This window comes from Rhizobium sp. 18055, from assembly GCF_902706285.1.
Lineage (GTDB): Bacteria > Pseudomonadota > Alphaproteobacteria > Rhizobiales > Rhizobiaceae > Rhizobium.
This window is the reverse complement of record NZ_CACSKD010000001.1, coordinates 180,225-200,963: the sequence shown is the minus strand read 5'-3', so window position 1 is coordinate 200,963 and position 20,739 is coordinate 180,225. Positions and strand designations below refer to the sequence as shown.

Sequence of the window (20,739 nt, the reverse complement as noted above, 5' to 3'; positions counted from 1 at the left end):
AAGCCGTCCTTGGCCATCATTCGGGGGCGTCGTGCTTACTGATGTCGTTCGGCCATGCTGCCGTTTACGCCGCAACCAATCGTGCACGGCGCCAACGGCTGGGTGTCTCGCCGGTCAGTTTGCGAAACAGGCGCGAGAAATGCGCCTGATCGGCCATGCCGCAGCTGATCGCGATCTGCGAAAGCGGCTCGCGGCTCGTCAGCAACAACGTCTGGGCATAGCCGATCCGCTGCGACAGGATATAGGCGTGCGGCGATTGATCGAAGCTCCGGCGAAATGCCCGGGAAAAGTGGCTGACACTCAAACGGGCCACGGCCGCGAGATCTTCAGCGCGAAAGCTTTCTTCGATGTTGGCCTTGATGAATGTCTCAATCCGCTTGATCTGCCATGGCGCAAGACCGCCACCTTCCGAAGACGGCGCGCTGTCGAACGTGCTGGTGAGCATGGCGCGGGCCTGCTCGATGTAGGAGCGCGCCTTAGTGAGGTCGCGGTCAAACGCATTGCCTGCTTGCTCCAGCAGCTTTGCGACATCCGTGGCAAGGATGCCTTTGTTCACGCTATCGAAAGAAACGGATGATCTGTCGGGCATGGAAAACTCCTTCTCGGCGGTCCAACGGTGAAGCAGATTGCCTCGATAGTTTGGATAGTCCGCCGCGCCTCGCGGTGCGAGTTAAGCTCCGCGAAGTTTTGTGAAGGTGCGAAATCCGCGTGGAGCATACTTGAGATAGAGGCCCTCACAGCCAGTCGTTGATGACATTGTGGCGCTTGCGCGTGTTTTCTGCCGAACCATAGTCGGAAAGTGCAAATGAGCACCGATCCAGACAAGAACCAATCCGCCCGCCCGGTCATATTCGCAGAGTGAAACAAATCATTCTTCACTGTGAGGGACAACCATGACCATTCAAGCGACCCAGACGCCGGGCTCCAAGCTTCTGACGCCGCACGATCACACGCTGCTGATGATCGATTTTCAATCGCAGATGTCGTTCGCGACCAAGAGCATCGATGCGGTCAACCTCCGCAACAACGCAGCCTTGGTTGCCAATGCTGCCAAGGGCTTCGGCGTTTCGACGATCCTGACGACGGTTGCCGAAAAGAGCTTCTCCGGGCCGATGTTTGCCGAAATCACCGACGCGTTTCCCGGCCAGAAGCTGTTCGACCGCACCTCGATGAACACCTGGGAAGACGCTGAAGTCATCAAGGAAATCAACAAGATCGGCAAGAAGCGTATAGTGCTGAGCGGCCTTTGGACGGGCGTTTGCATCGTTGGTCCCGCGCTGTCGGCAATCGAGCAGGGCTTTGAAGTTTACGTGCTGGCTGATGCTTGCGGTGACGTTTCGACCGAAGCCCATGACCGCGCCATGGACCGCATGGTTCAGGTTGGCGCGCAGCCGATGACCTCGCTGCAGTATATGCTGGAGCTTCAGCGCGACTGGGCACGCACCGAAACCTACGACATGACGACGGGCATCGCCAAGAAATTCGGCGGCGCCTATGGTCTCGGCATCATCTACGCCAAGCAGATGTTCGGCGCATCCGAGGCACACTGATCCTCGCAGGACTGATGCCTGCGCGTTCCGTTCGCATGATCGCGAACGGAACGTCACCCCGTTGCCAAAGGATCGCCCAATGAAAATCTACCTTCTCTCCCTCGGTGCCGGGTTGCTTGTCGGTATCGTCTACAGCCTTCTCAACGTTCGTTCGCCAGCGCCTCCCGTTGTGGCACTGATCGGTCTGCTCGGTATCCTGGTCGGTGAGCAGCTTATCCCGCTTGCCAAGACACTGATGGCGAAGGAACCTGCCGCTGTTTCCTGGCTCAATCAGGTCAAGCCTCACATGTTCGGCCATCTGCCGAAGGGCGATGGCGGCGCCAAGCGTCAGGCCGACGATGGGCAAACGGGTTGATGTCAACCTGACACAGATGTCCCGGCGGCGCTTCCGCCTTAGCCTTTCCCAATTTTTCTTGAGCGCCGCTGCGGCTGCCAATAAGCCCAAACTGGAGGGTCTTCCATGTTCGCCGATCTGATCTTGCACACCGGTCTCTTTACAACGCTCGACCGTGCCAACCCGAATGCCAGCGCCGTCGCCATCAAGGACGGCAAGTTCCTGGCCGTCGGGCATGACGAAGAAATCATGGCGCTGAAGGGTCCCGACACGAAGATCGTCGATCTCAAGGGCAAGCGCGTTCTGCCGGGCCTGATCGACAACCACACCCACGTCATCCGCGGCGGGCTGAACTTCAACATGGAACTGCGCTGGGACGGCGTTCGTTCGCTGGCCGATGCCATGGACATGCTGAAGCGTCAGGTGGCGAATACGCCGGCTCCCCAATGGGTGCGCGTCGTCGGCGGCTTTACCGAACACCAGTTCGCCGAAAAGCGCCTGCCGACGATCGAAGAGATCAACGCCATTGCGCCGGATACCCCCGTCTTCCTGCTCCACCTCTATGATCGCGCGCTGCTCAATGGCGCTGCCGTTCGTGCGGTCGGTTACGGCAAGGACACGCCCAATCCTCCCGGCGGCGAGATCATCCGCGACGCGCTGGGCAATCCGACCGGCCTGCTGCTCGCCAAGCCCAATGCCGGCATCCTCTATTCGACGCTGGCCAAGGGCCCGAAGCTGCCGCTCGAATATCAGGTCAACTCCACCCGCCACTTCATGCGCGAGCTCAATCGCCTCGGTGTCACCGGCGTGATCGATGCGGGCGGCGGGTTCCAGAACTATCCCGACGACTACGCCGTCATCCAGAAGCTTGCCGACGAAAACCAGATGACCGTCCGGCTTGCCTACAATCTCTTTACGCAGAAGCCCAAGGCCGAGAAGGACGACTTCCTCAACTGGACGAGTTCGGTCAAATACAAGCAGGGCAACGACTATTTCCGCCACAACGGCGCCGGCGAGATGTTGGTCTTCTCCGCGGCCGACTTCGAGGATTTCCGCCAGCCCCGTCCCGACATGCCGCCAGAGATGGAAGGCGAGATGGAAGAGGTCGTGCGTATTCTTGCCGAGAACCGCTGGCCTTGGCGTCTCCATGCCACCTATGACGAAACCATCTCGCGTGCACTCGATGTGTTCGAGAAGGTCAACCAGGACATCCCGCTGGAGGGCCTGAACTGGTTCTTCGACCATGCAGAAACGATCTCCGACCGCTCGATCGACCGTATCGCGGCGCTCGGCGGCGGCATCGCTGTGCAGCACCGCATGGCCTATCAGGGCGAATACTTCGTCGAACGCTACGGCCTTGGCGCTGCTGAAGCAACGCCGCCCGTTGCCAAGATCATCGAAAAGGGCGTCAAGGTTTCGGCCGGCACCGATGCGACACGCGTCGCCTCCTACAATCCCTGGGTCTCGCTCTCCTGGATGATCACGGGCAAGACCGTCGGCGGCATGAACCTCTATCCGCGCGCCAATTGCCTCGACCGCGAGACGGCATTGCGCATGTGGACGGAGAACGTCACCTGGTTTTCCAACGAGGAAGGCAAGAAGGGGCGCATCGAGAAGGGCCAGTTCGCCGATCTTGTTGTTCCCGACAAGGACTTCTTCTCCTGCGCCGAAGACGAGATCTCATTCCTGACGTCCGACCTCACCATGGTCGGCGGCAAGATCGTCTACGGCTCCGGCGATTTCGCCAAGTACGACGAGAGCGACGTTCCGCCGGCCATGCCGGACTGGTCTCCGGTGCGCGCCTTCGGCGGCTATGCCGCCTGGGGCGATCCCGAAGGTGCGGGCAAGCGTTCGCTTCGCCGCACCGCCATCTCGACCTGCGGCTGCGCCAACGACTGCAACGTCCATGGTCACGACCATGCCGGCGCCTGGACGTCGAAACTGCCGATCGCCGATCTCAAGGGCTTCTTCGGTGCGCTTGGCTGCGCCTGCTGGGCTGTGTGAGGGGCGGATGACGATGCCACGTGTTGCCAACAAACCCCCTCTTGCGAGTGCCGCAAGCGCGCTCGCGACGTCCCCAGCACTGCATATCCTCGCGCTGACCGCACTGTGCTCGGCCTATATTCAGGGCCCGCTCGTGAAGATCTTCGACTTCAGCGGCGCGATCGGCGAGATGAACCACTTCGGCCTGTCGCCGGCGCCGCTGTTTGCGGTCGCAGTGATCATATTCGAGCTCGCCATGTCGGCGCTGGTCATTTCGGGTGTCTTCCGCTGGGCGGCCGCCGGCGCGCTTGCTGTCTTCACCCTGATGGCAACCTTCCTCGCCCTGCGTTTCTGGGAACTGCCACCCGGTATGGAACGCTCCATGGCGATGAACGGCTTTTTTGAACATATCGGTCTTTGCGGTGCATTCGTATTCGTCGCACTTCATGACTTCGGCCGCTCTGCCAGACGTTAGCCGCGATAGCAATATCGAAGCCGAGCTACGATTCGCCCGGCTCGAGCTGAACCAACTGGTCGTCGGCCTTCCGGCGCCCAAGACATAAAAAACTGACATGAGCCGGGAGCTTTCCCATGACCGACGTAACGGCGAAGACGCCAACATCCACAAGTGGCTTTGCGCCGTTGCGCCAGACAACGTTCGCAGTCCTGTGGATTGCCACCATCCTCGGAAACACCGGGAGCTTCATGCGTGACGTGGCGAGTTCCTGGCTCGTCACCGATCTCTCCGCATCGCCTGCCGCCGTCGCGATGATCCAGGCGGCGGGCACTTTGCCGATCTTCCTGCTGGCAATCCCGGCCGGTGTGCTTTCCGATATCATGGATCGGCGGAAGCTGCTGATTTCGGTGCAGATCCTGCTCGCCTGCGTCAGCATCACTCTGATGACGCTGTCACATTTCTCGATGCTGACCATCGAAGCCCTGATCGGGCTCACCTTTCTCGGCGGCATCGGCGCTGCGCTTGTCGCGCCGGCTTGGCAGGCGATCGTACCGGAGCTGGTCGCCAAGCCCGATCTGAAAAGCGCGATTGCCCTCAACTCGCTCGGCATCAATATTTCCCGCTCGATCGGGCCGGCAGTCGGTGGTCTGATCCTGGCGTCGCTTGGGGCAGCCGTCACCTATGGCGCCGATGTGACAAGCTACATCTTTGTCATCGCTGCACTCATCTGGTGGAAGCGGCCGAAGAACGACGGCGGCGAACTGTCGGAAAATTTCACCGGTGCGTTTCGGGCCGGCCTTCGCTATGCGCGCGCCAGCAAGGAATTGCATGTCGTGCTTCTGCGTGCTGCCGTGTTCTTCGCCTTCGCAAGTGCCGTGTGGGCGCTGCTGCCGCTGGTCGCACGCACGCTGCTCGGTGGCACGGCTGGCTTCTATGGCGTGCTGCTCGGCGCTGTCGGCGCCGGTGCCATCGGTGGAGCCCTGGTCCTTCCCCGGCTGCGGCAGAGGCTGGGACCGGATGCGCTTCTGCTCGTCTCGGTGTTTGCGACAGCCTTCGTCATGGCGGTTCTTTCAATGGCTCCGCCGAAATGGCTCGCCATTGCCATCCTGCTCGTCCTCGGCGCCGCCTGGATCATTGCGCTGACCACGATGAACGGCGTGGCGCAGGCCGTTCTGCCGAACTGGGTGCGTGGCCGCGCGCTTGCGATCTATCTCACGGTGTTCAACGGTGCGATGACCATCGGCAGCCTTGGCTGGGGCTTTGTCGCGCAGGAAACGGGTGTTCCGACAGCACTGCTGATCTCGGCTGCAGGCCTCGTCGTCGCCGGCCTGATCATGCACCGGGTCAAGCTGCCGCTTGGCGAAGCCGATCTCGTCGCCTCCAACCACTGGCCCGAGCCGCTGACGTCGCAACCGGTCGAGCATGATCGCGGCCCTGTCCTGATCCTCATCGAATATCGGGTGGCCAAGGAGAACAACGCCAGGTTCCTGCACGCGCTGAGCCGCCTCTCGCATGAAAGACGCCGTGACGGCGCCTACGCCTGGGGCGTGACCGAGGATGCCGCCAATCCGGAACTGATCGTCGAATGGTTCCTGGTCGAATCCTGGGCAGAACATCTGAGGCAACACCAGCGCGTCTCGCACACCGATGCCGATGTCCAGAGCGAGGTGATGCAATTTCACGTCGGTCCTGAAAAGCCCGTGGTGCGTCACTTCCTGTCCTTCGACGAGCGCCGCCTCGGCAAACACCAGTAGATGCTGACATTCCTCCTGATGGCTTGGCCAGGCGGAGGAGGGCATCACTCACTTCTTATAGGGAATTTCACATGATCTACGGATCCATTGGACGCCGGACGATTGCGGCCTCGCTTGGGCTCTACCTTGCTCTTGCCATTGGCGCGGCCCAGGCCGCTGCACCCTTGGCCGGCACCCAGGCGCCGGGGTTCTATCGGATGATGCTCGGAAAATTCGAAATCACCGCACTGTCCGATGGCACGCATCCGTTTCCTGTTCACAAGGTTCTGACCAAGGCCGATGGCGCCCGGAACGGCGAGACGGCGCCGCTCGACACGGTTTTTCCCGGCGAAGCCGATGCCCTGCTGGCGCAGAGCGATCTGACAGCACCGGTCGCGGGCTCGATCAACGCCTTCCTGATCAACACCGGCGCGAAGCTCATTCTCGTCGATAGCGGTGCCGGCTCGCTCTATGGCGATTGCTGTGGGCACCTGATCGAAAACCTTCGCGCATCGGGTTACACGCCTGATCAGGTTGACGAAATCTATCTCACCCATCTGCATGCAGACCATGTCGGCGGCATCGCGCCGAATGGCAGGATGGCCTTTCCGAAGGCGGTCGTGCGGGTCAGCAAGGCCGATGCCGATTACTGGCTGAGCAATGCAAATGAGACAGCAGCTCCGGCCCTGTTGAAATCGATGTTCGACGGCGACAAGGCTTCGCTGCAACCCTATATCGACGCTGGCCGTTTCAAGCCGTTCGACGGCGGTGCTGAGCTGAGCCCCGGTATCCGACCGATCGCCAGCCCCGGCCATACGCCCGGCCACAGCTTCTACGAGGTCGAGAGCGATGGCCAGCGGCTGATACTGTGGGGCGACATCGTCCACGTCGCGCCGATCCAGTTCCCGGATCCCAGCATCACTGTGGCCTATGACAGCAATGCCGGCGAAGCCGTGCAGGAGCGGTCTGCCATCTATTCGGATGCCGCGCAGAAGGGCTATTGGGTCGGCGCCGCGCACATTTCCTTCCCCGGTCTTGGGCATGTCGGCGTCAAGACCGGCGAGTTCGTCTGGTTGCCTGCCAATTACGAAGCCGAGGTCAGGACAGGCAAGTGATAAGTGAAGGCCAGGCTGTTGATAGTTCGCGATCCAGCGGAAGCGGGATCGACGACCGGCAATCCTTGCAAATACCGTCTATTCGTACAATCCTGAGCTTAGAGTTTCAGCCAGAGTGGTCGGTATCGATCCGACAGCAACCGCGCGACTTTAGCGAACAACCCCGAACACTGGCGCGGCGACTTATCAGCATTTTTCTGGAGGCAGACGATGATTCCCACGCCGATCGATCCGACTGATCCCTGGTTGCGCCAAGCGCAGACATTTCCGGTGCTTTCCGCCGAGATGATCGAGCGGGCCAAGGCTTACGGTCGGGAGGAGATCGTCGCCGATGATGGATTTGTGTTCGAACGCGGCCAGCGCGCGATCGACTTCTTCCTGGTGCTCGAGGGCGAGATCGAATTGTTCATCGATGACGTCAGGCGCGGGCGCAGATCGGTCTTCACCTACCACCCTGGCCAGTTTTCCGGTGAACAGAACATCTTCACCAGGCGACCAATGCTGCTTTCCGGTCTGGCGAAATCGGGATCGCGATTGCTGCGTGTCGCCAATCGCGATTTCCATGCCTTCATCACCGGTGAACCTGATATCGGCGAGACGATCATACGCGCCTATATCCTGCGCCGCGCCGGCTTTGTCCGCCACGCGGAAGGCGGGGTTCTGCTGATGGGAAACCGGCACCATGCCGATGTCCTTCGAATCCAGCGCTTCCTGACACGCAATCTCTATCCGGTCGCTGTCGTCGATCCTGCAACTGAAGATGGCGCTGCGCCGTTGATGCAACGTTTCGGGGCGATGTCCGGCGACCTTCCGGTCGTCGTCACACCCGACAACAAAATATGGTCGCGCCCGTCAAATGCGGCATTGGCCGATCTCCTCGGCATCAGCGAGCCGCCCGAAGCCGATGTCGTCTATGATGTGGCGGTCGTCGGTGCCGGTCCAGCCGGGCTCGCAGCCTCGGTCTACGGGGCATCGGAGGGGCTGAATACAATCGTGCTCGAAACCCTGGCGCCCGGTGGGCAGGCGGGGACGTCGTCCAAGATCGAGAACTATCTGGGCTTCCCCACCGGCATCTCGGGACAGGCGCTGGCCGGCCGTGCACATATCCAGGCGCAAAAATTCGGTGCCCGGATATCGGTCTCCCGCGAAGTGACGAAGCTCGATTGCTCGACCCATCCCTATCGCCTCGTTCTCGATGACGAGACCGAGCTGCGCGCCCGCACGGTGGTGATCGCAACCGGTGCCCGCTACAGGAAACTCGATGTCCTCAACTACGATAAATTCGAAGGGCAGGGCATCCACTACGCGGCAACCGCCATGGAAGCGCAGGTCTGCGCCGAGGAAAACATCATCGTTGTCGGTGGCGGCAATTCGGCAGGGCAGGCAGCCGTCTTCCTGTCGCGGACAGTCAAGCATGTACACATGCTGATGCGCAGCGGCATCGCCTCGACGATGTCCGACTATCTGGTGCAGCGAATCGAAAGCTCGCCGCGGATCAGTCTCTACCAGCAGGCCGAGATCACAGCGCTGCAAGGCGACAAGACGCTGGAGAGCGTCAGCTGGATCGATCACGGCTCGGGCGTCACGCATGCGCTTGCCGTCACCAGTATCTTCGTGATGATCGGCGCCTCTCCGAACACCGGCTGGCTGGACGGCTGCCTCGACCTCGATCAGCATGGCTTCGTCAAGACGGGGATGATGCCTGCGGGCGACCTGCCGCTATCACCCTATGAAACATCGAAAGAGGGCATATTTGCCGTCGGCGATGTCCGCGCCGCTTCGGTCAAGCGCGTGGCGTCTGCGGTCGGCGAAGGGTCAGTGGTGATTGCCGCAATCCACCAATGCCTCGAGCAGCAGCGTCACGCCGATCGTGAAAGGCGTGCTGCGGTTTCATCCGCAGCACAATAGTTGGCGGGCAGCCGGCAGGCAGCAGGCCCGCCGACTTATCAGTCGATATTCTTCTGCAACTGCTCGGCGGCAATATCTGGCGGTGTCCAGCCGCGTTCTGCCTTGTCGCCAAGCGCGCTTCTGTCGCCCAGCATCGCCTTTTCGAGCAGATCGGCAATTTCCTTAGCCTTGGCGATATATTCCTTGTTGTCGAACACGGCGACATCTTCTTTCCACAAGGGTGCCAGCTTGCGCATGCCGCGGACATCCTGGCGGACGAACACGGCCTTGCTCTTCTCCACGTCGTAAGGATGCATGCCAAGCCCCTTCAAGGCATAACCGGCAGCGCGGACCGAACTGTCGAACATCTCGCGGACGATGTCATGCGCACCCGCCTCGTAAAGCCGGTAGACGGTGGTCCGGTCATAGGCGCGGGCGATGATGTGGATGTGCGGGTTCTCGCGGCGCGCGTGCCTGACGATTTCGATTGCGCGATCCGGATCGTCGATGGCGACGACCAGCACCTTCGCCTCATGCAGACCAGCCGAATGTAAAAGGTCCGGCCGGCTGGCATCGCCGAAAAAGGAGCGGACGCCGAATTTGCGCAGGCCGTCGATGACGTCGGCCTGATGGTCGAGCACGATTGTCTTGTAGCCGTTGGCAAGCAGCATCCGGTTGACGATCTGCCCGAACCGCCCGAGGCCGGCGATGATCACGGAGCCCGGCTCGGTGATCTCGTCCGCCTCGTCTTCCTGCTGGCGGTTGAAGCGCGGTACGATCAGCTTGTCGAAGATGATGAAGAGGGCAGGCGTCAACAGCATCGACATCGCGACCACAAGCAGCAGCACCGCGGCGAGCGCCGGCGGCAGGACGGCGCTCTGCACCGTGAAGGAGATCAGCACGAAGCCGAACTCACCGGCCTGTGCCAACCCCAGCGCAAACAGCCAGCGATCGGTGCCGCGCAGCTTGAACACAAAGGCGAGGCCGAGCAGCACGATCGCCTTCAGCGCCATGACGCCCAGCGTGATGCCGAGCACCGTCCAGACTTCGGCATAGAGAAGCGCGAAATCGATGCTGGCGCCGACAGTGATGAAGAAAAGGCCGAGCAGCAACCCCTTGAACGGCTCGATATCGCTCTCGAGCTCGTGGCGGAACTCGCTATTGGCAAGGACGACACCGGCTAGGAAAGTTCCGAGCGCCGGTGACAGGCCGACCACAGTCATCAGCAATGCAATACCGATAATCAGAAGCAAAGCTGCGGCGGTGAAGATCTCGCGCAGCTTCGCTTTGGCGATCAGCCGGAAGATCGGTCGCGACAGATAATGCCCTGCTGCGATCACGAAGGCGACGGCAAACAGCGTCACCAATGTCACCTGCCAGCCCGGCAACCCTTCGACCAGACTGAGGGTGTGGGGGGCACCTTCTTCGGGATTGCCGCCGAGCGCATGGCGTGCCAGATCCGGCAGTGCCAGAAGCGGGATGAAGGCCAACATCGGAATGACAGCGATATCCTGGAACAGCAACACCGAAAAACTCGCCTGGCCGCCGGAGGAGCGCAGCAACCCCTTTTCGCCGAGCGTCTGCAGCACGATTGCCGTCGAAGACAGCGAGAAGATGAAGCCGATCGTCAGCGCGACGCTCCAGACCTGGCCGAGAAGCATGGCAAAACCCATGACCGCGAGGGAGGTCAAGATCACCTGCAGGCCGCCGAGCCCAAGCAGCTTCGAGCGCATTTCCCACAGCGCGCGCGGTTGAAGCTCGAGACCGACGAGGAACAGCATCATGACAACGCCGAATTCGGCGAAATGCTGCAGGTCCTGCGTCTCATTGCCGACCAGATGCAGGGCAGGACCGATGATGATGCCTGCGATCAGATAGCCGAGCACGGAGCCGAGCCCCAGGCGCTTGGCAACCAGCACCGAGATGACGGCGGCGAGCAGGTAGATAAAGGCTTGGAAGATGAGGCTATTCATGGCTGGTGCCCTCGCGGATCGGAAGCGTGTCGGCACTGAGCAATTCAAGGCGGACGGCGGCGTCTATGTCAAAGGTGTCGTCGCGGAGCGTTTCGAGCAGCAACCGGTAGCCCGCAAGATGCGGATCGGCTCTGCCGTCGCCGCGCGCATCATGGGCGGCAAACAGCGCGTAAGGTGCGACGAAACGCATCCGGCAAAGGTTGGCGGTCTGCTCCAGCGGCGACAGCAGAGACCGCAGGCGGAAGTGATTGCTGCCCTCTTCAGTGTACGCCTGGCCGGGACCGCCGGCTGTGACCACGGGCAGAAACGCCTTGCCGGCCAGCTTGTCGCCGGTATGTCCGTAGGCAAAGCCGTATTCCAGCACCAAGTCCTGCCATTCCTTGAGGATGGACGGGGTCGAGTACCAGTAGATCGGAAACTGGAAGATGATCACATCATGCTTCAACAGCCGGTCCTGCTCGACATCGATATCGATATCCAGTTTGGGATATTCCGAATAGAGATCCACGAAAGTCACGCCTTCGATACCCCGGGCGATCTTGGCCATCAGGATGTTGACGCGGGAATGGCGCTGTCCGGGGTGGGCGAAAAGAACAAGCACCTTTGCCATGCATGGGCTCCCATCTGTAGTCGGCGTGCGGAAAGTCGTGAGAGCCGCATCGGTCTGAAGCAGTACCGGATATCAGCGGCCGATTGGAATGGCTCAATAATATCGCGGGATCGGTCCTACCTGTTCGGTTTGATCGGGCAAGTCAACCACGATTTCATCGACATAGCACCAGCCCCAACCCTCCGGCGGATCGTAACCCTCCATCACCGGATGGCCGGTCTCGTGAAAGTGGCCGGTGGCGTGCTTGCCGATCGATTGATCGCAGCAACCGACATGGCCGCATTCGCGGCATAGGCGCAGATGAACCCAGATCTGACCTTCGGCCAGGCACTCCTCGCAGCCGCGTGTTTTAGGGACGACATCGCGGACCAGACGAACATGCTTGCAAGTGTGCGACATGGCTCTTTCCTCGGAATTTTGCAGTGACTTCAATCTATTGCAATCGTCTCTTCGAGACGTTGAGCATGCACTTCGGCATGATACCCGAATATGCTCCTATCAAACTCAGGTCTATGCAAATCCGATCATAGTAGGATACTGCAAGCGTCATACAGATCTCATTGTGAACCTCGAAATTCACGGTTCAATGTGTTTCAGGGCGGGCATCGACGGCGTCGGCGACCGCTGCCATAGCGATGGAAAACCAACGACGAGACATCAGCGTCTGTGACGTCGATCTGCAGGTCTCCTGTGGAAGATCGCAGCTTCTCCTGCGTGCCATCGATCTGCACAAACGCGCCTCGACGCGCCATTGTGCGAATTTGCACTTGATTGTGGCCCTGCCGATCAGGCACACCTCCACCGAACTGAGGGTTTGATTGCCGATGGAATGGAGTGATGTGCGGATTTTTCTCGCGGTTGCCCGAGCAGCGACGCTGGGCGGGGCAGGGCGGGCGCTCAATCTCAGCCATCCAACGATCGGCAGGCGGCTGCGGGCGCTGGAGGACGCGACCGGCCAGACACTGTTTCAGCGAACCGCCGACGGATTCGTTCTGACCGACGAAGGCACCGCCGTCCTGTCGCTTGCCGAACAGATGGAAGAGACGGCCCTTGCGATGGAGCGGCGGCTTGCGGGCGAAGCCCAGACGCTCGACGGTGTGCTGCGTATCTCGTCAGCCGACTGGTTCGGCGCTTACGTGCTGCCGCCGGTAATCGCCGATTTCTCAAGGTCTTATCCCGACGTGCTGATCGAGATTCTGACCGGTCAGCGTCTGTTCAATCTTGCGCATCGCGAAGCCGATCTCGTTTTCCGCATCGTCCCGTTCGATGAACCCGACGTGATCCAGCGGCGGCTGCTGACCATGACCTATGGCGTCTATGTCGGAGCCGCGCTTGCGGAGCCGCTGATTGGCGACGGCAGCGGCTTCCAGCTCATCACCATGGATGCCTCGCTTGGCTCCTTCCCCGACACGAACTGGCTGAAAGAGCGTTTCCCAAATGCGCAGATGGGATTGCGCAGCAACAACCGGCATGTGCAGGCGCAGATGTGCGCAAGAGGCATCGGCATTGCCGTTCTTCCGCGACCCGTCGGAGATGCGGTGCCCAATCTGAGGCGCGTCCAGATGCACGATAACCCGCCCGGGCGTGATATCTGGATGGGCTATCACCGCGACATGAAACGTCTCGGTCGGCTGCGGGCCTTTGTGGATACGACGACGCGCATGCTCACGTCCTAGACATCATCTCCGTGCTGCAACTGGAACAGGTGGCGAATGCGTCCGGCGAGCGTATCAGGCTGGCGCCCGGCCAGCATGCCGTTGCCGGCCAGATGTTTTTCCGAATCGAGCCGCCGGGCCAGTGTCACGCCAAGCTCCTCGGCCATCGCAGGGCGGTCTTTCAGGATGCCGGCCAAATGCTGCTGGGCGATTTCATAGACGACCACGAATGTCAGTGCGCGAATGGTGCCCGGTTCCTCGGCATCCACCAGCACCCCTCGCTCGCCGAAGAAATCGCCGGGTGCCAAGCGGTTGAGCTCGATATGCCGCCCCGCCTCGTCGTACCGATCGATGACGATGACGCCACTGCGCAACAGCATCAGCGACGGTGACTTCATTCCCTGCTCGATGATCACGGTGCCCTTCTTGTAGGTACGTCGCACCATCGATGCCGCGAGGACTTCACGCTCGTCCGGCGTCAGCGTTGAAAACAGAGGTATCGCATTGAGCAGGCGCCAGGCGGTCGAATGTTGGTCCGGCTGGGCGATGGCATTGTCGGATTGCGGGCGAACGGCAGCGCCCTCAGGCACCGCCAGAGGCACGCCCGCAGCCTGCATATGGCGATAGATCAGGTCGTAGACCTCGTTTTTTGCCGACAGCGTTTGCGAGAGGCTCAGGATGCGGCACGACAGCTCGACCTCGATTGCCTGGCCATCAAGGCCGGTGATGGCGACCGAGGGTGCTGGCGAGCGGAGAATGCAGTTGCTGCTGATCAGCACGGTGCGCATGATGTCTTCGATAACGGCCGGCGGGTGTGTGGGCTCGACGCGAACCTTGATGGTAATTCCGTGGCTTTCGTCGGGGCTGCTGAGGTTGACGAGTTGGGCCTTGGCCAGCGCACTGTTCGGGATGACGACGAGATCGTTTGTGCCGTTGAGCAGATGCGTCGCACGCCAGTTGGTCTCCACGACCTTGCCCTGCACACCACTTTCGAGCACGATCCAGTCTCCGACCGCATAGGGCCGGCCGAGATTGAGCGCGACGCCGGAGAACACGTCGGCAAGCGTGCTTTGAAGGGCGAGGCCGAGAATGACCGCGAAAACGCCCGAGGTCGCAATAAGCGTACCGACGGGCACGCTGAACACGTAGGCGACGATCGAAAGTCCAGCGCCCACATAGATGATGCCGGCCAGGAGATCCTGAACCAGCCGACCTTCGCGCGGGCGCTGTTCGAAAATCAGAAACAGCCGCACCGAGCTGACCAGCATCATCGCGCCGACCAGCCACCAGATCGTCTTGGCCAGCCCAAGGAACAGCCGCCGGTAAATCTCCTCCGAGGACGGTGCTGCCGAATAGGGCTCTATCCCGTTGAAGATCAGCAGGGCGGACAGCGCGACGAAGAACGCGACGTTCAGCCCGAATTTGACGGCGCGCCGATTTGGCGTGACAAATCTGGTGACCAAGGCGATGACCATCAGCGCGACAAACTGGGTGATCGGGTCTGCGAGCGATGGAAGTTCCATATGAATTCCCGGTGATGCAACGATTTGGATTATGGCTCTTCGACAATATTTGCTTGAAGATAATGCTCGTATTTGTCGTTTGCATCCGTACAGAAATGAACGGCTGCGGTCCACAATCGTTCGTTTTCTCCGGCGTCCATTTCCACGACACCTGTGTCGATAAAACCGACATCAGGAGTTTATGAGATGGCACAGCCTTCAGATTTTCACAGTTTCCGCCACGGCCAGTTCGACATCACTGTTCTGTCCGATGGCGACATTTCGCTGGGTGGCGAGATGTTTGCCCCCGAGGGCAATGCCGAAGAGCGTGCAGAGATCCTGCGCCGACTGGGTGGCGACGGCGGCACGGCGAACGCACAATCGAACATCCCGCTTATCGTCACCGGCCACGAGGTCATTCTCGTCGATGTCGGCGCCGGCAATCGCTTCCAGCCCTCGGAAGGCAAGCTGGAAGGCAATCTGCGTGCCGTCGGTGTTGATCCCGGCGACATCACGACCATCGTCATCTCGCATGCCCATCCCGATCACATCTGGGGCATGCTCAGAGATGACGGTTCCCTGCGTTTTCCGAACGCCCGCTGTTTCGTCGGCTGGGAGGAATGGAATTTCTGGAATGGCGAGGCGGCGGGCGCATTGCCGGAAGGCATGCAGCCCTTCGTGCAGGGTGCAAGGCGCGACCTCATGGCGATCACCGAGCGCATGACGCTGGTGGCCGATGGCGACGAGATCGTTCCCGGCATCAAGGTGCTGGCAACGCCGGGACACACGCCGGGCCATATCTCGCTGGTTCTCGAAGGCGAGGTGCCGCTGATCGTCACCGTGGATGCGACGGCGAGCGAAATTGTATCGTTCGAGCATCCGGACTGGAGCTTCGGCTTCGACATGCAGCCGGACCTCGCCGTCCGCACCCGGCATGCGCTGTTGGAGCGCGCCGCTGCCGAGAACGCCAAGCTGCTTGGTTTCCACTGGACATATCCCGGCGTCGGCCGCATCGAGAAGACGGCGGAAGGCTATCGCTTCCATGGCGTGGCGACTGCGAAGGTGCCGTCATGAGCCGCGCCACGCTTGGAAGGCAGGCGAGCCTGCTGGTCTCGGCAGCCGTGGTTGCCCATACGATATGGACGAGTGCTGCACCGGCGCTCACCTATCCGCTCTATGCCGCCGAGTGGCATCTGACCACCTTCACGACGACGGCGATCTTTGCGATCTATCCTGTTTTCGTTGTGCTGGTCCTGGTGGTGTTCGGCAACATCTCCGACTTCATCGGCCGCCGCGAAACCATGCTGGTCGGCCTTTCTGCTTCGGCGATCGGCACCTTGATCTTCGCGCTGGCACCCGATGTCGGTTGGATCTTCGTCGGGCGTGCCTTCATGGGCGTCGGCGTCGGGCTCTCGGCCGGACCGTCTGCCGCGGCCGTGGTCGAATTCAGCGCGCCTGAGAAGGCGGCTCAATCCGGCGGCGTCACCGCCGCCGCACAGGCAGCCGGCATGACGCTGGCTGCGCTCGTCGGCGGCGCGCTGATCCAGTACGCACCGTTTCCGACACGGTTGAATTTTGCCGTGCTGTTCGTGGTGCTGCTAATCCTGTTCGTGGCCACGTGGCGCTTGCCAAACTATACGGCGTCGCGCCCGCGCAACCACTGGCGCCCGCGCGTTCCATCCATTCCGGCCGGGTTGCTTTCGACATTTGCCGCCGCCACTGCTGCCGTCACCGCCTCCTATGTGCTTGGTGCCATGACCCTATCGCTCGGCGCTCAAATCGCGCGTGATGTCGTTGCGTCCTCGAACGCGTTGGTCAACGGCGGAACGATCGCGCTGTTCGCCATTGCCTCGGCGGCAGCGACCATTCCTGCCCGCAGGCTTTCCCCGAGCCCGGTGATGCTGGTCGGCGCAGCGATTGCCGTAGCGTCCTCGGCGCTTCTAACCGCATCGGCCTATGCCCACTCGCTGGCTCTCTATGCTGTAGCGCAGGCGGGTTCCGGTATGGCCTACAGCCTGCTGTTGCTGGGCGGACTGTCGTTGCTGACCGCGCGTGCGCCTGTAACGCACAGGGGCGCCACGCTGTCGGCGTTGTTTCTGGTCGCCTATCTCGCGCAGGCCGTTGTCGCCTTGCTGTTGGGGAAAGTGGCAACATCTGCAAGCCTCGCTGCGGCCGTGGATATCGGTGTTGCCTTGGTGGCAACGCTGGCTGTTGTCACGATATTGCTCGATCGCATACGGGCCCGCAGCGGGGTGGCAGGTGGAGGCAGGGTTCCGAAAGCGCGCTGATCGGTTGCATTTTTCCATGGCCTTGCGCATTGGGAAAATAGCGCAATTTAAGCGTGGATCATTCAAGGCAGGGCCGGGACCTACTGGTAGAACAACGCGGCGTTAAACCTTTGGCCCTTACATGGCCGTCGTAACAAGGATCGGAGACATCATGTCCGGAGCAACCCTATTCACGCCGGTTTCGATCGGCGAACTGACGCTGAAAAACCGCATCGTCATCGCGCCGATGTGCCAGTATTCGGCCGAGAACGGCTGCATGACGGACTGGCACCTGATGCATCTCGGCACGCTGGCCAATTCCGGCGCCGGCTTTTTGACGATCGAGGCGACAGCCGTGTCGCCGGAAGGCCGCATTACCTACGGCGATGTCGGCCTTTACTCTGACGAGAACGAACGCGCCATGGCCCGGACGCTTGAGGGCATCCACCGCTGGTCCGACATGCCGATCGGCATTCAGCTGGGCCACGCCGGGCGCAAGGCGTCTTCCGAGCTGCCGTGGAAGGGCGGCGGCCAGATTGCGCCGGACCAGCCGCTGGGCTGGAAGACCGTTGGTGCGAGCGATGTCCCTTTCAAGACCAACTACGATGCTCCGCACCAGCTCGATAAGGATGGGCTGGCGCGCCTGCGCAAAGCGTTCGCCGACGCCGCAAAGCGGGCAGCACGCCTCGATCTCGCGGCTGTGCAGATCCACGGCGCTCACGGATACCTGTTGCATCAATTCTTGTCGCCGCTCTCCAACAAGCGTACCGACGAGTATGGCGGATCGCTGGAAAACCGGATGCGCTTCCCGCTCGAAGTGTTTGATGTCGTGCGCAATGCCTTTCCCGCGGACCGGCCGATAACCATGCGCGTCTCGGCCACCGATTGGGCAGAAGGGGGCTGGAACGTGGAAGAGACCACCGCATTCGCGCTGGCCCTTCAGGCGCGCGGCTGCAGCGCGATCCACGTCTCAAGCGGCGGCTTGGTCGATCACCAGAAGATCGCCGTCGGCCCGAATTACCAGGTCCCCTTTGCCCGAGCGATCAAGGCGGCCACGACCATCCCTGTCATCGCCGTCGGCCTGATCACCGAATTCGAACAGGCAGAGGCGATCATCAGCACCGGCGACGCCGACATGATCGCGCTCGCACGCGCCATCCTCTACGACCCCCGTTGGCCATGGCATGCTGCAGCTCATTTTGGTGCCCACGTCTCCGCCCCCGACCAGTATCTACGCTGCCAGCCGCGACAGTTCCGATCGCTCTTCGAGAACAACGAGGCTTGACGGCTGACTGGCGATAGCAGGTGTACCACAAGGTGACGCCGATCCTGATGGCTGCCCTGCACGAAGGCCAGGCGGGGGGCCTCCGGCCTGGCCTCGCTATCAGCCCTGCATCTGATATCCTCCTCTCGGCCGGCTTTCAGCGGCACAAACGCAAGGCGCCTGGTTGACGCCGATCCCCGGTGGATAAATCGGCTTTCCAGCACCGCAAAATCGGCCCGCGGCGCATTGACGTCGCTTTGTGGCGCTTTTGTCCATCGCGCATGGCATCGTTTTGCGTGAAGATCTGAGTCCCGTCCTATCACTGGTGCAGATCGATGGCTTCGCAGGATCCCTTACTTCAACCATTCCAACTGAAGACGCTGACGCTGAAGAACCGGTTGATGTCGACCGCGCATGAGCCGGCCTATTCCGAGAACGGCATGCCGACGGATCGGTATCGGCTTTACCACCTGGAGAAGGCCAAGGGCGGAATCGCGTTGACGATGACCGCGGGTTCGGCCGTGGTCTCGCCGGACTCACCGCCGGCCTTCGGCAATCTGCACGCCTACCGCGACGAGATCGTGCCGTGGATGAAGCGATTGGCGGACGACTGTCACGAGCATGGCACGGCGGTGATGATCCAGTTGACCCATCTTGGCCGTCGCACCGGCTGGAACAAGGGCGACTGGCTGCCGGTTCTGGCGCCGAGCCCCATCCGCGAGCCAGCCCACCGCGCGTTTCCCAAGGAGGCTGAGGAATGGGATATCGAGCGGATCATCGACGACTACGTCTCGGCTGCCCAACGCATGCAGGCTGCCGGCCTCGATGGCATCGAGTTCGAGGCCTACGGTCATCTGATGGACGGCTTCTGGTCGCCGGCGACCAACATCCGCGAGGATGAGTTCGGCGGGGTTCTCGAAAACCGGATGCGCTTTTCGACCATGGTGACAGACGCGGTGCGCAAGGCCGTCGGCACCGATTTCATCGTCGGTATTCGGCTCGTCGCCGATGAGGACTGGGAAAAAGGGCTTTCGCGCGAAGAGGGCGTCGAGATCGCCAGGCGGCTCGTTGCTGGCGGCTCCATCGATTTTCTCAACGTCATTCGCGGGCACATCGACAGCGATGCGGCTCTCAACAACGTCATCCCGATCCAGGGAATGCCGTCGGCGCCACATCTGGATTTCGCCGGCGAGATCCGGGCGGCGACGAAATTCCCGGTGTTTCATGCGGCGAGGATTTCCGATGTCGCAACAGCCCGGCACGCGATCGCCGAAGGCAAGCTCGACATGGTCGGCATGACGCGGCCGCACATTGCCGATCCGCATATCGTCAGAAAGATCGAGGCGGGCGAGGAGGCACGTATCCGCCCCTGCGTCGGCGCAACCTACTGTCTGGATCGGATATACGAGGGCGGCGAGGCACTCTGTATCCACAATGCGGTCACCGGCCGCGAAGGAGAGTTGTCGCACACGATCGATCCCGCGATATCGCCGCGGCGCGCCGTGGTGGTCGGCGCAGGGCCTGCCGGTCTGGAGGCGGCCCGCGTTCTGGCCGAGCGTGGCCACCAGGTCGATCTGCTCGAAGCCAGCGGCAAGGCCGGTGGGCAGATCAATCTTCTGGTGCGCAATCCACGCCGACGCGAGATGGTCGGCATCATCGACTGGCGCCTCGGCGAACTCGAACGCCTCGGCGTCACGATCCACTACAATGTCTTTGCGGGCGGAGACGACGTTCTGGCGTTCGATCCGGATTTGGTGATCGTTGCGACAGGTGGCATCGCCCAATCGCCGGCGATGGATGCCGGCGATGAGCTTGTCACCTCGTCCTGGGATATCCTCGCCGGTTCGACCAAGCCGGGCGATACCGTGCTGCTCTTCGACGACAATGGCGGCCATCCGGGCATGTCTGCAGCCGAGGTGATTGCCAATAGCGGCTCCGAACTGGAGCTCGTATCGCCCGAGCGCTTCTTTGCGCCCGAAATCGGCGGCATGAACCACGTGCCCTACGCCAAGGTTTTTGCAGAGACGAACGCCAGGGTGACGATCAACACGCGTCTGAAATCGGTGCGCCGTGACGGCAATCAGTTGGTCGCCGTTCTCGGCTCCGATTATGCCGGTGAGGCTCATTGGGAACGGCGCGTGGCGCAAGTGGTGGTCGAGCATGGGACGATGGCGAATGCCGATCTCTACTTCGAGCTCAAGCCACTGTCGTGCAACCTCGGCGCTGTCGACTACGCCGCATTGATCGCGAGACGGCAGCCGCTGCGGCAGCGCAATCCCGACGGACGCTTCGATCTCGTTCGAATCGGCGACGCTGTGGCGAGCCGAAATATCCATGCCGCCATCTACGAGGCTTACCGCTTCGCATCACTCCTTTGACACCAGCAGCGACGGGGATCATCTCAATGCG

At 61.4% G+C, this 20,739-nt stretch carries 17 protein-coding genes; 12 read left to right on the top strand and 5 right to left on the bottom strand.

Annotated features, from left to right (window positions below; all coding sequences use genetic code 11):
• Nucleotides 1-64: 64 nt before the first annotated feature.
• Nucleotides 65-589: a helix-turn-helix domain-containing protein gene (locus tag GVL52_RS00945; protein ID WP_160003382.1), complete on the bottom strand. Its 525-nt coding sequence runs from the start codon at nt 587-589 to the stop codon at nt 65-67.
• A gap of 310 nt (nt 590-899) precedes the next feature.
• On the opposite strand from GVL52_RS00945, the gene GVL52_RS00940 reads away from it, so the two are divergent.
• From GVL52_RS00940 to GVL52_RS00910, 7 genes are all read left to right on the top strand, one after another.
• Nucleotides 900-1,550, top strand: a complete 651-nt coding sequence (locus GVL52_RS00940) for a hydrolase (protein ID WP_200847748.1) — start codon at nt 900-902, stop codon at nt 1,548-1,550.
• 79 nt (nt 1,551-1,629) lie between these two features.
• Nucleotides 1,630-1,905 (top strand): XapX domain-containing protein, encoded by a 276-nt coding sequence (locus tag GVL52_RS00935; RefSeq protein WP_160003380.1) that lies wholly within the window; start codon nt 1,630-1,632, stop codon nt 1,903-1,905.
• A gap of 105 nt (nt 1,906-2,010) precedes the next feature.
• A complete protein-coding gene (locus GVL52_RS00930; protein ID WP_160003379.1) occupies nt 2,011-3,888 on the top strand; it encodes an amidohydrolase in 1,878 nt (625 codons plus the stop codon).
• Between the two features lie 13 nt (nt 3,889-3,901).
• Entirely contained in the window at nt 3,902-4,342 is a 441-nt protein-coding gene (locus GVL52_RS00925; RefSeq protein ID WP_160003965.1) for a DoxX family protein, read from the top strand.
• A gap of 116 nt (nt 4,343-4,458) precedes the next feature.
• Nucleotides 4,459-6,078 carry an MFS transporter gene (locus GVL52_RS00920; protein WP_160003378.1) on the top strand — a complete coding sequence of 540 codons (1,620 nt, stop codon included), beginning with the start codon at nt 4,459-4,461 and terminating at the stop codon, nt 6,076-6,078.
• Nucleotides 6,079-6,149: 71 nt separating this feature from the next.
• Complete coding sequence (locus tag GVL52_RS00915; protein ID WP_160003377.1) at nt 6,150-7,172, top strand: MBL fold metallo-hydrolase; 1,023 nt, start codon at nt 6,150-6,152, stop codon at nt 7,170-7,172.
• A gap of 210 nt (nt 7,173-7,382) precedes the next feature.
• Nucleotides 7,383-9,080: an FAD-dependent oxidoreductase gene (locus GVL52_RS00910; RefSeq protein WP_160003376.1), complete on the top strand. Its 1,698-nt coding sequence runs from the start codon at nt 7,383-7,385 to the stop codon at nt 9,078-9,080.
• A 38-nt stretch (nt 9,081-9,118) separates the two neighbouring features.
• Here GVL52_RS00910 and GVL52_RS00905 read toward each other — a convergent pair whose 3' ends face one another.
• From GVL52_RS00905 to GVL52_RS00895, 3 genes are all read right to left on the bottom strand, one after another.
• Nucleotides 9,119-11,032 (bottom strand): monovalent cation:proton antiporter-2 (CPA2) family protein, encoded by a 1,914-nt coding sequence (locus GVL52_RS00905; RefSeq protein WP_160003375.1) that lies wholly within the window; start codon nt 11,030-11,032, stop codon nt 9,119-9,121.
• Complete coding sequence (locus tag GVL52_RS00900; protein WP_160003374.1) at nt 11,025-11,642, bottom strand: NAD(P)H-dependent oxidoreductase; 618 nt, start codon at nt 11,640-11,642, stop codon at nt 11,025-11,027. Before GVL52_RS00900 ends, GVL52_RS00905 begins: the two co-directional genes overlap by 8 nt.
• Nucleotides 11,643-11,735: 93 nt before the next feature.
• Nucleotides 11,736-12,041, bottom strand: coding sequence for a UBP-type zinc finger domain-containing protein (locus GVL52_RS00895; RefSeq protein ID WP_160003373.1), 306 nt, complete (start codon nt 12,039-12,041; stop codon nt 11,736-11,738).
• A 425-nt stretch (nt 12,042-12,466) separates the two neighbouring features.
• Here GVL52_RS00895 and GVL52_RS00890 point away from each other — a divergent pair, with 425 nt between their 5' ends.
• The gene (locus tag GVL52_RS00890) at nt 12,467-13,318 is read left to right on the top strand and encodes a LysR family transcriptional regulator (RefSeq protein WP_160003372.1); all 852 of its coding nucleotides are present in this window, start codon (nt 12,467-12,469) and stop codon (nt 13,316-13,318) included.
• On the opposite strand, the gene GVL52_RS00885 is transcribed toward GVL52_RS00890, so the two are convergent.
• Nucleotides 13,315-14,820, bottom strand: coding sequence for a cyclic nucleotide-binding domain-containing protein (locus tag GVL52_RS00885; protein ID WP_160003371.1), 1,506 nt, complete (start codon nt 14,818-14,820; stop codon nt 13,315-13,317). The genes GVL52_RS00890 and GVL52_RS00885 overlap by 4 nt on opposite strands.
• Before the next feature lie 186 nt (nt 14,821-15,006).
• Between GVL52_RS00885 and GVL52_RS00880 the strand changes: the two genes are divergently transcribed.
• From GVL52_RS00880 to GVL52_RS00865, 4 genes are all read left to right on the top strand, one after another.
• Nucleotides 15,007-15,873, top strand: coding sequence for an MBL fold metallo-hydrolase (locus tag GVL52_RS00880; protein ID WP_160003370.1), 867 nt, complete (start codon nt 15,007-15,009; stop codon nt 15,871-15,873).
• Nucleotides 15,870-17,087, top strand: a complete 1,218-nt coding sequence (locus tag GVL52_RS00875; RefSeq protein ID WP_160003369.1) for an MFS transporter — start codon at nt 15,870-15,872, stop codon at nt 17,085-17,087. Before GVL52_RS00880 ends, GVL52_RS00875 begins: the two co-directional genes overlap by 4 nt.
• Nucleotides 17,088-17,238: 151 nt before the next feature.
• Nucleotides 17,239-18,351: an NADH:flavin oxidoreductase/NADH oxidase gene (locus GVL52_RS00870; protein ID WP_160003368.1), complete on the top strand. Its 1,113-nt coding sequence runs from the start codon at nt 17,239-17,241 to the stop codon at nt 18,349-18,351.
• A 314-nt stretch (nt 18,352-18,665) separates the two neighbouring features.
• A complete protein-coding gene (locus GVL52_RS00865; RefSeq protein WP_160003367.1) occupies nt 18,666-20,708 on the top strand; it encodes an NADH:flavin oxidoreductase in 2,043 nt (680 codons plus the stop codon).
• Nucleotides 20,709-20,739 lie beyond the last annotated feature (31 nt).

What these genes read in the sequence shown, in the direction of transcription:
- GVL52_RS00870 (WP_160003368.1), top strand. Translation starts at nt 17,239, where the DNA reads ATGTCCGGAGCAACCCTATTCACGCCGGTTTCGATCGGCGAACTGACG.
- GVL52_RS00945 (WP_160003382.1), bottom strand. Translation starts at nt 589, where the DNA reads ATGCCCGACAGATCATCCGTTTCTTTCGATAGCGTGAACAAAGGCATC.
- GVL52_RS00865 (WP_160003367.1), top strand. Translation starts at nt 18,666, where the DNA reads ATGGCTTCGCAGGATCCCTTACTTCAACCATTCCAACTGAAGACGCTG.
- GVL52_RS00910 (WP_160003376.1), top strand. Translation starts at nt 7,383, where the DNA reads ATGATTCCCACGCCGATCGATCCGACTGATCCCTGGTTGCGCCAAGCG.
- GVL52_RS00935 (WP_160003380.1), top strand. Translation starts at nt 1,630, where the DNA reads ATGAAAATCTACCTTCTCTCCCTCGGTGCCGGGTTGCTTGTCGGTATC.
- GVL52_RS00895 (WP_160003373.1), bottom strand. Translation starts at nt 12,041, where the DNA reads ATGTCGCACACTTGCAAGCATGTTCGTCTGGTCCGCGATGTCGTCCCT.
- GVL52_RS00920 (WP_160003378.1), top strand. Translation starts at nt 4,459, where the DNA reads ATGACCGACGTAACGGCGAAGACGCCAACATCCACAAGTGGCTTTGCG.
- GVL52_RS00925 (WP_160003965.1), top strand. Translation starts at nt 3,902, where the DNA reads ATGCCACGTGTTGCCAACAAACCCCCTCTTGCGAGTGCCGCAAGCGCG.
- GVL52_RS00890 (WP_160003372.1), top strand. Translation starts at nt 12,467, where the DNA reads ATGGAATGGAGTGATGTGCGGATTTTTCTCGCGGTTGCCCGAGCAGCG.
- GVL52_RS00915 (WP_160003377.1), top strand. Translation starts at nt 6,150, where the DNA reads ATGATCTACGGATCCATTGGACGCCGGACGATTGCGGCCTCGCTTGGG.
- GVL52_RS00880 (WP_160003370.1), top strand. Translation starts at nt 15,007, where the DNA reads ATGGCACAGCCTTCAGATTTTCACAGTTTCCGCCACGGCCAGTTCGAC.
- GVL52_RS00930 (WP_160003379.1), top strand. Translation starts at nt 2,011, where the DNA reads ATGTTCGCCGATCTGATCTTGCACACCGGTCTCTTTACAACGCTCGAC.
- GVL52_RS00900 (WP_160003374.1), bottom strand. Translation starts at nt 11,642, where the DNA reads ATGGCAAAGGTGCTTGTTCTTTTCGCCCACCCCGGACAGCGCCATTCC.
- GVL52_RS00905 (WP_160003375.1), bottom strand. Translation starts at nt 11,032, where the DNA reads ATGAATAGCCTCATCTTCCAAGCCTTTATCTACCTGCTCGCCGCCGTC.
- GVL52_RS00875 (WP_160003369.1), top strand. Translation starts at nt 15,870, where the DNA reads ATGAGCCGCGCCACGCTTGGAAGGCAGGCGAGCCTGCTGGTCTCGGCA.
- GVL52_RS00885 (WP_160003371.1), bottom strand. Translation starts at nt 14,820, where the DNA reads ATGGAACTTCCATCGCTCGCAGACCCGATCACCCAGTTTGTCGCGCTG.